Origin of the sequence: Acinetobacter ursingii DSM 16037 = CIP 107286 (genome assembly GCF_000368825.1) — a bacterium.
Taxonomy (GTDB): domain Bacteria; phylum Pseudomonadota; class Gammaproteobacteria; order Pseudomonadales; family Moraxellaceae; genus Acinetobacter; species Acinetobacter ursingii.
In genome coordinates this window covers 1-12,493 of the sequence record NZ_KB849718.1, presented here as the reverse complement: position 1 = coordinate 12,493, position 12,493 = coordinate 1, and the positions used below count along the sequence as shown (strand labels likewise).

The window sequence follows — 12,493 nt, the reverse complement described above, 5'->3', positions numbered from 1 at the left end:
TTAGCGCCTTAACTTATTTAAGTGGCGTAACTTACACAACTTATGCATCCTATTTAAGTGATGTAAGTTATAGTATTCCGTGTCAGGAATCTGTCCACTTATTCCAATGATGATGAGAACTGCAGCAATAAATTATAAAGGCAGGATAGGTGGTTACTTAACCAGCATAAGTTATGTAACTTATGCTAATTCATATTAAAATCACATGAAAGCAATCTTAATTAAAAACTTAGTATGAGAGGGCGTGGTCTTTTGTTTAAAGTGACAATTAACTAAAGGGTTACTTCTTGTATTTAGGAGCATAACCAACTTCTAACAAATAAGAAAAATACTTTCTAACATTATCGCTATCAAGAAGATCACTTGATATCCTTTCCTGAAAGTCTTCTAGAGTCTCTCCACGATGTGCGAAATCATTACCAAATTTTGGATAGTTAGTAATATCACATAGCTTTTTAGCAAAGAATATACATTGCTTAGCTGTCAATTTATAAGTTGGCTCTAAAGGAGCACTTGTACTCGTTTTATTTTGTTCTTTTTCTTCAAACATGAAATGTAATTCTGAAATATTTCTTCCCTCCTTTTTTTGTATATAAGAAACAGTAATATCCGTAAATTTGTTAATTTGATTTAAAGCTACGGTAAGAACCCTTTTTTTAAAGTCTCCCATCTTTTTATATTCATCTTCTATCAATCCGAGTTTTGATCTAAGCTCATCTATAGAAATATATAACTTACCAGTTGATCTCCAACGTATGAGTAACTCATACAGGCGAATAGCATAAATGCTTGTAAGTGGTGAGATTTGTTTAAGTTCATATCTTGTGAACTTTTCTTCAAGTTTTACAAATAAGGGGATAATATCTGGTGCAAAAATTAGTTGGACGCATCCCTCTTCCTTAACATAACCAACTTTTGAAACCCACCTACTTTTGTATATTCCTATTTTTCCAGTTATAGGATCTACTGCTTTATAATTCAAATGCCGTTCAAAAAGATTATCACATGCAGATTGTAACGCTTCATAAGATGCTTGACGTCCTAAATTAAACTGTTTCATGTATTCAGAAGCATGAATCGTAAGTATAGTATCAGAAGTAAGTTCTTTCTCAATTTCTCGAGCAGCAATGATCGCAATTAATATTAGCCTTTGCTCAGATAGATTTAGTGAATACGATGCTTCAACCAAATTATTATCTTTATATACTATGTTACTCATAGGGAGATATATTAAGGAAAATGTTATAAATAGATATATTGACAATACTACTTAACGTCCACAAATGAAAGTATTTTTAATAAAAGAATTTGTCAACTTATGCACAGAATTTGTCAACTTAGAAACAGGAAAAAGTCAACTTATTGGTAGGAATATGTCAACTCAGAAACAGGAAAAAGTCAACTTATTGGTAGGAATTTGTCAACATATACTTCCTGTATCCCTTTGCTAGTCAAGCTTTGAGCAGAGATATAAATAATAAATTTAAATAAATATATATAAATTCAAAAAGACCATTCTTTTGTGGATAACTTTTTTTTTAATTTTTTTTTTCATGATAGTTGATTACTTCATAAATCACCGTTAAATTATACACAAACAAACTTACGTAACTTACATAAATTATGATTATCTTAGTTGGTGGTGAAAAAGGCGGTGCTGGTAAAAGCTGTTTAGCTCAAAATCTTGCAGTTTACTTACAACAAAGTCAAAGAGACGTCCTCTTATTAGATGCTGACCCTCAAGGAACAACAACAGATTGGGTCAAAGAAAGAGATGAAAACGATGAATTAAATAATATTCCATCAGTACAAGCATCAGGGAATATACGTTCAGTTTTAAAAGATTTAGATAAAAGATACCAAGATATTATCATTGATGCAGGTGGACAGGATTCTGAAGCATTACGTTCAGCAATGACTATAGCTACACATATGTTATTGCCGTTTAGACCCAAACGAAGAGATCTAAAAACTTTAGATCATATGGAACAAGTTTTAAAATTAGCAAAGACAGTAAATCCAAATCTGAAAGCTAGAGCAATTATTACTCAGTGTCCAACTCTTCCTTCTCAAGTTCAAAGAATTTTAGATGCAAAAGAGGCATGCAAATCATTTGGTATTGATGCATTGAATTCAATCACAACAAATCGAAATGTTTATGATGATGCAGATGAAAATGGGCTTTCGGTTTTTGAAGTAAATAGTGATCCTAAAGCGAAAGCTGAAATTGAAAGTATTGCAAGAGAGTTTTTAGGAGTATAACTATGGCTGGTTTAACTGGGCTAAACAAAAAACCTGAACCTACTGAACAAGATAAAATGTTAGATGCATTTATATCTGGTGCAGAAAAGAGGGTAAAGGCTTTAGAATCAAGTGAAAAAAAATTTATTCGTTACACTTTTTCTCTCAATGAAGATATTAGTAAACTAATTGATGAGCTGGTTGTAAAAGGGCAAAATGCAAGAATAAATCGTTCAAGTATTGTTCGAGCAGCTATAGAAAATTTATCGACATATAGTGCAGATGAATTAAAAGAAATATTAAATAAATAAATTAAAAATATCCCACTTTTTTAAGGGGGATATTTTTTATCCAAGTTAAATTTACTGTAAGTCCCCGGTGAACCCTATAGATATTTTTAAATTCAGCTCAGGCTCTAGCAGTGTGGTGGTAATTTATCTATTTGAGTTATTTTATATGAAGGCGTCCTTTTCTGCACAGACACGGATCTAGGCTATTCAGCTTGGCTGACTGAATTGATGTCATGATGTTTGATGCACATTGTCAAATTCTTTATCAAGCGAAACTCTGAATCAATGCTTGTAATTGTTTCACTATGATGAGTTTGAGTCCAGTGAAATGTTGCTTGTTCCAACCGTAGAGCTTTGAATACCCAGTCCATCATGTATCAACACTTTCATACAATGACCACGCTTATTCCAAAACAAGATAACCTCAATGTTGCGATTTGACATGGTCAAAGGCTTTTAGGACATGAGAAAGAGCAGTATAAGTAACTGCTCGCATATCCATGGGCTGAGTAGAAAGCCAGATTTCATCAATGTGAATCTTATTGTGAGCACCTTGGGGAATTCTGCCAAAGCGATTGCTCCTGATACCTTCCGTTTCAGCCCAATCGCTATGTTCGCATCAGGCGTCGTTATTGATTATGCCTTATACGGAACTCCAGAATTAGCCCTCGTTGCGAACAACAAAGCAGAAATCCTGCAGTTCCGCGGACGCTGATAAGTAGACAGATTCCTGACACGGAATACTATAACTTACATCACTTAAATAGGATGCATAAGTTGTGTAAGTTACGCCACTTAAATAAGTTAAGGCGCTAAAGCGATAAAAGCTACATGATGGCCAGTACTGAGCACTGGCGATCTAAGTCAATGCTGCAGTTCTCATCATCATTGGAATAAGTGGACAAATTCCTGACATGGAAATTGCAGCGAGATTGGCTAAAGTTACTGCGCTGATTATCAGCCGAGATAAAGTAATGTGAACGGGTAGTATTGCTGTAATGGATGGATTAAACGTTGCAGGGTAAGGCAATGTAATAATGTGGGCTTTGGTGGTGCAGAGCTTGTTCTCCATCCAAAAGGCGAATATATCTACATACGGGATTTGAATTTAGTACTTACTGCAAAGCTACTGAAGCGAGGGATGTGTTGGGTGCTTTATCGGATGGTTACCTTTAATCCTTCATAAATGAGTGTACTAGTGAACAATACCACTTTATAGCAGTTAAACTTATTAAACTTATTAAACTTATTAAACTTATTAAACTTATTAAACTTATTAAACTTATTAAACTTATTAAACTTAAATTGCTTAGGTGGTCTAACTAAAATTTTGTAGCAGAGTGATCTAATAATAAATGTATTAATAGACCATACTCTAAATTTACATATTTAAATAACGAGTTTTTTCTCACTCATAAGAATTTGCAAGAATATATATACATTTATTGACATTAAGTAATTTAAATAAAATCAATATACGTATTTGCATATATGTGTAAATACGTATATAAATATATCTGAGTTTCTAATAGCAGAGTCAGTCAAAATGTTCTCGACCATAAAGATTTATCACAATCCTGAGTGTGGTACATCAAGGAATACCTTAGCTTTAATTCAAAATGCAGGAATTGAACCAATCGTTATTGAATATCTAATTACCCCACCTTCGAAAGCAGAATTAATTGAACTTATTCGTAGTGCTGGTTTAAGTGTTAGAGAAGCAATTCGTAAAAATGTACCTCCATATTCTGATTTAGAAATTGTTCGGGAAGATTGGTCTGATGAACAGCTTTTAAATTTTATGCTTCAACATCCTATTTTGATTAACCGCCCATTCGTTGTTACGGATTTAGGTACACGTTTGTGTCGTCCTTCTGAAGTTGTTTTGGATATTCTCCCGTTTCCTCAGAAAGGCGCATTTAGCAAAGAAGATGGTGAAAAAATTATTGATGAAAATGGCCAAAGAATTAAATAGCACTTTCTCATCTCTTAAATGGAAAGAATGTGAAGGAGACTTATATGGATCAAGTTAATTTTTTTAAATGCTTATCAGATGAAACACGTCTCAATATAGTGACATTAATTGTTGAAAATAAAGAACTATGTGTATGTGATTTGACTGAAAAACTACAACTCAGTCAACCTAAAATTTCAAGACATTTAGCTCTTTTACGTGCTTCAGGGCTACTTCAAGATCGCAGACAAGGCCAATGGGTTTACTACAGTATCAATCCAAAATTGGCCAACTGGTGTTATGAAATTTTAGATATTTTGAAGACGGTTCAATCTCAATCAAAGCTGGATGATCAACACCCCCTTTCTGTAAATAGTTATTGTGAGTAATTCAATGAAATTTTTATTTTTATGTACTGGAAATAGCTGCCGTAGCATTTTGTCTGAAGTTTTGTTTAATAGCCGAGCACCAGAAGGTTGGAAAGCCTATAGTGCTGGGAGTAAGCCTTCAGGTCAAGTTCACCCGCTAACTTTAGAAACCCTTGAAAACTTAGGATTATCTACCGAAGGTTTATGGAGTAAAACGATTAATGATTGTGAACAATATCAACCTGATGTTGTGATCACAGTATGTGATTCTGCTGCTCAAGAAGCATGTCCACTTTATTTGGGTGGAGCAATCAAGGCACATTGGGGCTTGGCTGATCCTTCACACTTAGACGTGAATAAAGAAGAAAAAATAAAAGCCTTTATGAGCACTGTTGAACATATCAATCGTCGCTTAGATGCTTTATTTAAACTTAATGTAGATAAACTATCTCGCTCAGAATTGATTGCAGCAATTAATCAAATTTCGAACGTTGAGTAAGTGAAATGTCTAAAAAACGCTTATCTTTTTTAGATCGCAACCTGACGCTATGGATTTTTATTGCCATGGCCTTAGGCATTGCCATCGGAAACTTCTTTCCTCAGGCTTCTGTCGCACTCGATAAATTAAGCATTGATTCAGTGAATATTCCAATCGCGATTGGTCTTATTCTAATGATGTATCCACCACTGGCAAAAGTGAACTATGCGACTTTGCCACAAGTGTTTAAGGATAAGAAAACCCTTACTTTATCCTTAGTACAAAACTGGCTGATCGCGCCAGTACTCATGTTTGCCCTGGCAATCATATTTTTACATAGTTATCCAGAATATATGACCGGTGTCATCCTGATTGGTCTTGCTCGATGTATTGCCATGGTTCTGGTGTGGAATGGCTTGGCCTGTGGTGATAATCAATATGTTGCAGCATTAGTTGCCTTTAACAGCATCTTCCAGATTCTATTTTTCAGTACCTATGCCTGGTTATTCCTGACCTTCCTTCCACCCTATTTTGGTGTCGCTTCGCAGGTCATTAATGTCGATTTCTGGACCATCACCCATGCTGTTCTGGTTTATCTTGGTATTCCGTTCTTATTAGGTTTCTTAACGCGATGGATTTTGGTGAAACAGAAAGGCGTGGAATGGTATGAAACCAAGTTCATTCCGAAAATCAGTCCGCTGAGTTTAATGGCTTTGCTGTTCACCATTCTGGCCATGTTTAGCCTAAAAGGCGGTGATGTCGTGAGTCTTCCGCTTGAAGTTTTACGCATCGCGATTCCTTTAACCATTTACTTCGTTTTAATGTTCTTCATCAGCTTCTTTATGAGTAAATGGATGGGCAATGACTATCCTAAGACCACAGCAATTGCATTTACCGCAGCGGGGAATAATTTTGAATTATCACTTGCAGTAGCGATTGCAACTTTTGGTATCGCTTCGCCTGTTGCTTTTACCACGATTATTGGCCCACTGGTCGAAGTTCCTGTGTTGATTGCCTTGGTGAGTGTTTCACTCTGGCTGAGAAAGAAAGTTTTTAAAGAGGCCTAACTCTATGAATCTCCCAAATGTAGATCTAAATCTTCTTGAGCAACCCACCTTTGAAAAAGTTCAAGCCAAAGAACTTGCTCATCCTCCGCGAATTTTGCTGCTGTATGGCTCTAATCGAGAACGTTCTTACAGTCGCCTTGCAGTTCTTGAAGCCGGTCGAATCCTTGAGCATTTTGGGGCGGAAATAAAAATCTTTCATCCTAAAGGGCTTCCTTTACCAGAAGATGCGGATACTGAGCATCCAAAAGTAAAAGAACTGCATGAGCTTTTAGCATGGTCAGAAGGCATGGTCTGGTGTTCACCTGAACGCCATGGTTCTATGAGTTCAATCTTTAAATCTCAAATCGACTGGATTCCACTGGCAGGAGGGGCAATCCGTGCAACCCAAGGTAAAACTCTTGCCTTGATGCAAGTCAGTGGCGGATCACAGTCATTTAACAGCCTGAACCAGATGCGTATTTTGGGGCGGTGGATGCGGATGATCACCATTCCAAATCAGTCTTCAGTTCCAAAAGCTTTTTTGGAGTTTGAAGAAGATGGGCGAATGAAACCTTCGGCTTTCTATGACCGGATTGTGGATGTGATGGAAGAGTTATTTAAGTTCACCCTACTGACTCGTGGACAAAGCAAATACCTGACAGATCGTTATTCAGAACGTAAGGAATCAGCTGAAGAATTATCTAAACGTGTCAATCAGCGCAGTTTGTAAACTGCTAGGTGATCTTAAATGCAAAAGAGACATTCTAAATTAATCATTCTTGGCTCAGGTCCTGCGGGTTACAGCGCTGCGGTATATGCAGCACGGGCTAATCTTAAACCCACTTTAGTTGCAGGCTTACAACTCGGTGGTCAATTAACCACGACCACTGAAGTCGATAACTGGCCGGGTGATCCAGAAGGTTTAACAGGCCCCGCACTCATGGAACGTATGCAAGCGCATACGGAACGTTTTGGCACCGAAATCGTCTATGACCATATCAGTGAAGTGGATTTAAGCGTTCGTCCATTCGTGCTGAAAGGCGATATGGAAGAATTCACCTGTGATGCCCTGATTATTGCCACAGGTGCAACGGCACAATACTTAGGTCTTGAGTCTGAAGCTAAATTCATGGGGCAAGGTGTAAGTGCCTGTGCAACTTGTGACGGTTTCTTCTATAAGAATCAGAAGGTGATGGTTGTAGGCGGTGGTAACACTGCGGTTGAAGAGGCGCTTTACCTGTCTAATATTACAGCTCACGTGACTTTAGTGCATCGCCGAGCTTCATTGCGTTCTGAAAAAATTCTACAAGACCATCTTTTTGCAAAACAGAAAGAAGGCAAAATTAGCATTCTTTGGAACAATCAAGTGGATGAAGTGTTAGGCGATAACACCGGAGTAACTGGAGTGCGTTTAAAATCCACTGTAGATGGATCAAAGCAAGATATTGAGGTACAGGGTTTATTCGTGGCAATTGGTCACAAACCAAATACTGAGATGTTTTCAGCGCAACTTGAGTTACGTGATGGCTATATTCAGATCCAAAGCGGAACAGCGGGGAATGCCACTGCTACTTCAGTGCCAGGTGTATTCGCTGCCGGTGATGTGGCTGATTCAGTTTATCGCCAAGCGATTACTTCAGCAGGCTCTGGTTGTATGGCTGCATTAGATGCTGAAAAATATCTTGATAGTTTAAGTTGATTTTGATGTTGTCATAAAAATATAGTGAATATTGTAAAAGCCCAGTCTTCAGGATTGGGTTTTTATATTAAAGAAAAAATAAAAGGGGAAAAGGCTTTGAATCAGAAACAGACGGAAACTGATGTCATCATTATCGGTGGTGGACAGGCAGCTTTATCTACAGCTTATTTTTTAAAGCGAAAAAAAATACCATTTATTATTTTAGATGATCAAAATCAAGCAGGTGGAGCCTGGTTACATGCTTGGAATTCTTTGCGTCTGTTTTCACCGAATAGCTGGAGTTCCTTACCTGGTTGGGTTATGCCGAATACAGAACAAACGTATCCGACCAAGAAAGAAGTTATTGAATACTTGCAGCAATATGAGCAGCGTTATCAATTTCCGATTATTCGTCCTGTATATGTTGATCACGTCAAAAGCGAAGGAGAAGTATTGAGTGTGCATGCAGGTGAACAGATATGGAGAGCCAAGGCTGTAATCAGTGCAACGGGCACCTGGAGTCATCCTTATATCCCATCTTACCCTGGCCAAGAAAATTTCAAAGGTCTGCAATTACACTCCGCCCATTATCAAAATGCAGAACTTTTTAAAGATAAGCACGTAATGATAGTCGGTGGTGGAAATTCTGGAGCACAAATTTTGGCTGAAGTTTCCCAAGTGGCAGACACTCTTTGGATCACGCCAACACCTCCTCAATTTTTAGCAGATGATGTTGATGGCCGTGTACTGTTTTTACGTGCGACAGAGCGTTTAAAGGCACAATTAGAAGGCCGTACAATAGATCAGCCTGTTGGCGGTCTGGGTGATATTGTCATGATTGATTCAGTCAAAGATGCACGTGCACGAGGAGTTTTACATAGTGAGCGCCCATTTTCGGCTTTTACAGAAAATGGCGTGATTTGGGAAGATGGATCTTTTCAACAGGTTAATGCAGTGATTTGGTGTACTGGATTTAAAGCGACTTTAAGCCATTTAAAGCCACTTGGAATAGTAGAGGAAAATAATACGATACTTGTTGAAGGAACACGAGCAGTCAAACAATCCAACCTATGGTTAGTAGGATATGGTGAGTGGACCGGACCTGGTTCAGCGACACTGGTGGGTGTTTCAAGGACTGCGAGAGCCACAGTGGATGAAATTGCAGCTTATTTAGATAATATTTATAATTACATCCAATGTTAAATTGCTTGCCGTAAACTAAGTGCTTTTACAACTTTGATAACAGTATCGAAACGGCACTGTTGCAAATAGGCTGACATGATAAGCTAAATATCTTATTTATTTCGAGATACAGCAGATGAATCCCTTCCATGGTCGGCACTTTCAAGGTGAAATCATTCTTTGGGCTGTTCGTTGGTATTGTAAATATGGCATCAGCTATCGTGAACTTCAAGAAATGCTCGCTGAACGAGGTGTGAATGTTGACCACACCACAATTTATCGTTGGGTTCAGCGTTATGCTCCAGAAATGGAAAAACGCTTACGCTGGTATTGGCGTAATCCTACAGATTTACATTCATGGCATATGGATGAGACTTATATCAAAGTGAAGGGGCGATGGACTTACCTGTATCGTGCAGTTGATCAACGTGGTCATACGATTGACTTTTACCTTTCCGCTAGACGGAACAGTAAATCAGCCTATTGTTTTTTAGGAAAGATCTTCAATACGGTGAAAAAATGGCAAATTCCACGGGTCATCAATACAGATAAAGCAGCGACCTATGGCCATGCTTTATCACGGTTAAAGCGAGAAGGAAAATGTCCAGTAGATATTGAGCACAGGCAGATTAAGTATAAAAATAATGTCATTGAATGTGATCATGGTAAGTTAAAGCGGATCATCAGGGCCACATTAGGATTCAAATCTATGAAGACGGCTTATGCCACAATTAAAGGTATTGAAGTCATGCGTGCACTACGTAAAGGACAAGCATCGTCATTTTATTATGGTCAGCCTCAAGGTGAAGTGTGTCTAATCAACAGGGTTTTCGGTCTCTAAGCACTTTTAAAAAGGAACTTCATCGACTCAAATCTCTATTTGCAACAGTGCCCTGCTATTTCGTTATGGTCTAACGGTGTGAAATGTCTAAATTATTTGGGTTTGACAGAGCAAGTTGAAAAGCTTGGCGGCAAAATGGATAACCTTGCTTATATTGATGGTCTGACGGGCGATGTGATGACCCAGTTTAGCCTTTATCCATTGATTGAAGAAGTCGGGCAACGACCATATCCGGTATCACGTGCGGAACTTCAGAATATGTTAATGGATGAATTTGGTCGTGAAGATATTCATCTAGCTAAGAAAATGATTTCTTTTGTTGAAGAAGGAGAGCGTGTAAAAATTCAATTTGCAGATGGTAGCGAAATAGAATCTGATCTATTGGTGGGTGCAGACGGTACACACTCAATTACTCGTGCCTATGTTTTAGGTGAGCAAGTTGAGCGACGCTATGCAGGCTATGTCAATTGGAATGGTCTCGTTGATGTCTCAGACGATTATGCCGCAGCAGATCAATGGACAACGTTTGTAGGTGAAGGCAAACGTGTTTCACTGATGCCAGTGGCGAATAATCGTTTCTATTTCTTTTTTGATGTGCCGTTAGCTGTTGGTCTTGAAAATGATCGTAGCCAATACAAAGCTTTATTCAAACAATACTTTAAAGGATGGTGTGAGCCTGTCCAAAAGTTAATTGATGCAGTCGATGTGCAAAAGACCAATCGTGTAGAAATTCACGATATCGAACCATTTGCCAATTTTTACAAAGGTCGAGTGGTGATTGTAGGTGATGCAGCGCACAGTACAACACCTGATATTGGTCAAGGCGGCTGCCAAGCGATGGAAGATGCTATCTATTTGGCACGTTCATTGCAAATTAATACCTTAGGTTTACAAGATTCTTTACGTCGCTATCAGAACAAGCGTAATGAACGTGCCAATGAGTTGGTACTTCGTGCCCGTAAGCGCTGTGATGTGACACATATGAAAGATGAAGCGGTGACCCGAGAGTGGTATGAAGAGTTACGTAAAGAACAAGGCAATCATATTATGAAGGGAATTATTAGTAACATTGTCGGTAATCCACTCGACTAAGCTGTAAGACACAAAAAGAAATGTAAAACTAAAAGGTTAGCTTTCAGCAGCCAGTGTGAATATTCACACTGGCTTTTTTTAGCTATTTAGAAACATTAGATTGAAGAGCAAAGGATTAAATGTTTAAGGAAGTTGCTTTAATTGCAATTTGATTTCTTCCATTTTTTCGACCAATAAATTTACCATTATTTGTGAAAGACGAGATGTTTGACGTTTTGAAGCGACGCACAGTGCAATGGTTAAACGATGCATACCTTTTTCACGAATGGGCTTAAATACGATCTTTTTTGAGTTTAAAAGTGGTAATGCATCCATATATGACATTAAGCCAATGCCTAATTGTTGTTGAATTAATGATGTTATCATTCTAATGTCATTACATTCTATCTTTTGTATAGGATTAAATTTGTGATGTTTATAGAGTGTATGTACATAATCACTGATGACTAAGGGCTCACTTGGCATGATATGACGCTCATTTAAAGTGTCAGATAAATAGATTTTATCCATGCCGGCTAAGGTGTGATGTGGTGATAAAACATAGCCTAAAGGAATTTCAATAAAGGATAAGATTTCTAATTGATTGTGACTTTTAGGATTTAAGATAATGCCAAAATCTAATTCTGCATCAATGATTTTTCTCGATATTTCTTCACTGCTATTCATACTGATATTGAGATTAATCCATGGATAGCTTTCAGCCATGCGTTGAATACAATCCACGACAAAACCATCATTTAGGGCAGAAATAAAACCCATTTCAATATTGCCGCGACTTAATCCTTGAATTTCATCAAATCGAATTCGAGTCAGCTGATATTCTTTTTGCCATTTAAGCAAATCAGCATAAAGTAATTCACCTGCTAACGTTAGCTTCAGCCCCTGCGGTAAACGCTCAAATAAAGCAACGCCTAACTCTTCTTCAGCAAGAATAATTTGCCGATGCACTGCAGAGACTGAAATAAAAAGCTGTTCTGCGGCTTTACGTAAACTGCCAGTACGGGCAACAGCCATAAAATATTCAGAAAATCGGGAAAAGGTAATCGACATACAGCTATTCAATCTCACGGGCAGTTTACAAAGTACTTATCCATGCTTAAGCGATTTTCATGCCATAACTTTTGATTTTTTCAATTCATTCTGCTTTTGTGTTCTAAAAAGCAGAACATTGTATGCAAATCATTCTAATAGACAGAAATGCTATCCAAACGTATTTTTGACTTAGAAAGGCTTTGTTGCACAAAGATTTAAAAGATAACACTCTGCTCATTTGAACAGAATTCAAGTGACAACTTGGGTATGAGGACGACCTAATTCTGTAAA

Annotated in this window: 13 protein-coding genes and 1 pseudogene; 12 read left to right on the top strand and 2 right to left on the bottom strand. The window is 37.7% G+C overall.

The window, feature by feature from the left end:
• Positions 1 to 280: 280 nt before the first annotated feature.
• Positions 281 to 1,219, bottom strand: coding sequence for a replication initiation protein RepM (gene repM / locus F944_RS14585; protein WP_002046604.1), 939 nt, complete (start codon positions 1,217 to 1,219; stop codon positions 281 to 283).
• 404 nt (positions 1,220 to 1,623) lie between these two features.
• On the opposite strand from repM, the gene F944_RS14580 reads away from it, so the two are divergent.
• The 12 genes and pseudogenes from F944_RS14580 to hpxO form a co-directional block, all read left to right on the top strand.
• Positions 1,624 to 2,262 carry an AAA family ATPase gene (locus tag F944_RS14580; protein ID WP_000585007.1) on the top strand — a complete coding sequence of 213 codons (639 nt, stop codon included), beginning with the start codon at positions 1,624 to 1,626 and terminating at the stop codon, positions 2,260 to 2,262.
• A gap of 2 nt (positions 2,263 to 2,264) precedes the next feature.
• Entirely contained in the window at positions 2,265 to 2,552 is a 288-nt protein-coding gene (locus F944_RS14575; protein WP_000908082.1) for a hypothetical protein, read from the top strand.
• 442 nt (positions 2,553 to 2,994) lie between these two features.
• The gene (locus tag F944_RS14570; protein ID WP_001232338.1) at positions 2,995 to 3,246 is read left to right on the top strand and encodes a hypothetical protein; all 252 of its coding nucleotides are present in this window, start codon (positions 2,995 to 2,997) and stop codon (positions 3,244 to 3,246) included.
• Between the two features lie 831 nt (positions 3,247 to 4,077).
• Positions 4,078 to 4,506 carry an arsenate reductase (glutaredoxin) gene (arsC, locus tag F944_RS14565; protein ID WP_004733243.1) on the top strand — a complete coding sequence of 143 codons (429 nt, stop codon included), beginning with the start codon at positions 4,078 to 4,080 and terminating at the stop codon, positions 4,504 to 4,506.
• Between the two features lie 44 nt (positions 4,507 to 4,550).
• A complete protein-coding gene (locus F944_RS14560; protein WP_004644742.1) occupies positions 4,551 to 4,874 on the top strand; it encodes a metalloregulator ArsR/SmtB family transcription factor in 324 nt (107 codons plus the stop codon).
• Positions 4,875 to 4,878: 4 nt separating this feature from the next.
• Positions 4,879 to 5,352: an arsenate reductase ArsC gene (locus F944_RS14555; RefSeq protein WP_004644741.1), complete on the top strand. Its 474-nt coding sequence runs from the start codon at positions 4,879 to 4,881 to the stop codon at positions 5,350 to 5,352.
• Positions 5,353 to 5,357: 5 nt separating this feature from the next.
• Complete coding sequence (arsB, locus tag F944_RS14550; protein ID WP_004992155.1) at positions 5,358 to 6,398, top strand: ACR3 family arsenite efflux transporter; 1,041 nt, start codon at positions 5,358 to 5,360, stop codon at positions 6,396 to 6,398.
• Positions 6,399 to 6,402: 4 nt separating this feature from the next.
• Entirely contained in the window at positions 6,403 to 7,107 is a 705-nt protein-coding gene (gene arsH / locus F944_RS14545) for an arsenical resistance protein ArsH (RefSeq protein WP_004644739.1), read from the top strand.
• An 18-nt stretch (positions 7,108 to 7,125) separates the two neighbouring features.
• Positions 7,126 to 8,076, top strand: coding sequence for a thioredoxin-disulfide reductase (gene trxB / locus F944_RS14540; RefSeq protein ID WP_004644738.1), 951 nt, complete (start codon positions 7,126 to 7,128; stop codon positions 8,074 to 8,076).
• 96 nt (positions 8,077 to 8,172) lie between these two features.
• Entirely contained in the window at positions 8,173 to 9,258 is a 1,086-nt protein-coding gene (locus tag F944_RS14535) for an ArsO family NAD(P)H-dependent flavin-containing monooxygenase (protein WP_171053915.1), read from the top strand.
• 115 nt (positions 9,259 to 9,373) lie between these two features.
• A complete protein-coding gene (locus F944_RS14530; protein ID WP_001067790.1) occupies positions 9,374 to 10,078 on the top strand; it encodes an IS6-like element IS1008 family transposase in 705 nt (234 codons plus the stop codon).
• 54 nt (positions 10,079 to 10,132) lie between these two features.
• A pseudogene (gene hpxO / locus F944_RS14525) lies at positions 10,133 to 11,170 on the top strand (FAD-dependent urate hydroxylase HpxO); the annotation flags it as partial.
• A gap of 123 nt (positions 11,171 to 11,293) precedes the next feature.
• On the opposite strand, the gene F944_RS14520 reads toward hpxO, so the two are convergent.
• The gene (locus tag F944_RS14520; RefSeq protein WP_000028740.1) at positions 11,294 to 12,220 is read right to left on the bottom strand and encodes a LysR family transcriptional regulator; all 927 of its coding nucleotides are present in this window, start codon (positions 12,218 to 12,220) and stop codon (positions 11,294 to 11,296) included.
• Between the last annotated feature and the right edge of the window lie 273 nt (positions 12,221 to 12,493).

Coding starts and splice junctions, on each gene's coding strand:
- repM (WP_002046604.1), bottom strand. CDS start 1,219: ATGAGTAACATAGTATATAAAGATAATAATTTGGTTGAAGCATCGTAT.
- F944_RS14580 (WP_000585007.1), top strand. CDS start 1,624: ATGATTATCTTAGTTGGTGGTGAAAAAGGCGGTGCTGGTAAAAGCTGT.
- F944_RS14575 (WP_000908082.1), top strand. CDS start 2,265: ATGGCTGGTTTAACTGGGCTAAACAAAAAACCTGAACCTACTGAACAA.
- F944_RS14570 (WP_001232338.1), top strand. CDS start 2,995: ATGAGAAAGAGCAGTATAAGTAACTGCTCGCATATCCATGGGCTGAGT.
- arsC (WP_004733243.1), top strand. CDS start 4,078: ATGTTCTCGACCATAAAGATTTATCACAATCCTGAGTGTGGTACATCA.
- F944_RS14560 (WP_004644742.1), top strand. CDS start 4,551: ATGGATCAAGTTAATTTTTTTAAATGCTTATCAGATGAAACACGTCTC.
- F944_RS14555 (WP_004644741.1), top strand. CDS start 4,879: ATGAAATTTTTATTTTTATGTACTGGAAATAGCTGCCGTAGCATTTTG.
- arsB (WP_004992155.1), top strand. CDS start 5,358: ATGTCTAAAAAACGCTTATCTTTTTTAGATCGCAACCTGACGCTATGG.
- arsH (WP_004644739.1), top strand. CDS start 6,403: ATGAATCTCCCAAATGTAGATCTAAATCTTCTTGAGCAACCCACCTTT.
- trxB (WP_004644738.1), top strand. CDS start 7,126: ATGCAAAAGAGACATTCTAAATTAATCATTCTTGGCTCAGGTCCTGCG.
- F944_RS14530 (WP_001067790.1), top strand. CDS start 9,374: ATGAATCCCTTCCATGGTCGGCACTTTCAAGGTGAAATCATTCTTTGG.
- F944_RS14520 (WP_000028740.1), bottom strand. CDS start 12,220: ATGTCGATTACCTTTTCCCGATTTTCTGAATATTTTATGGCTGTTGCC.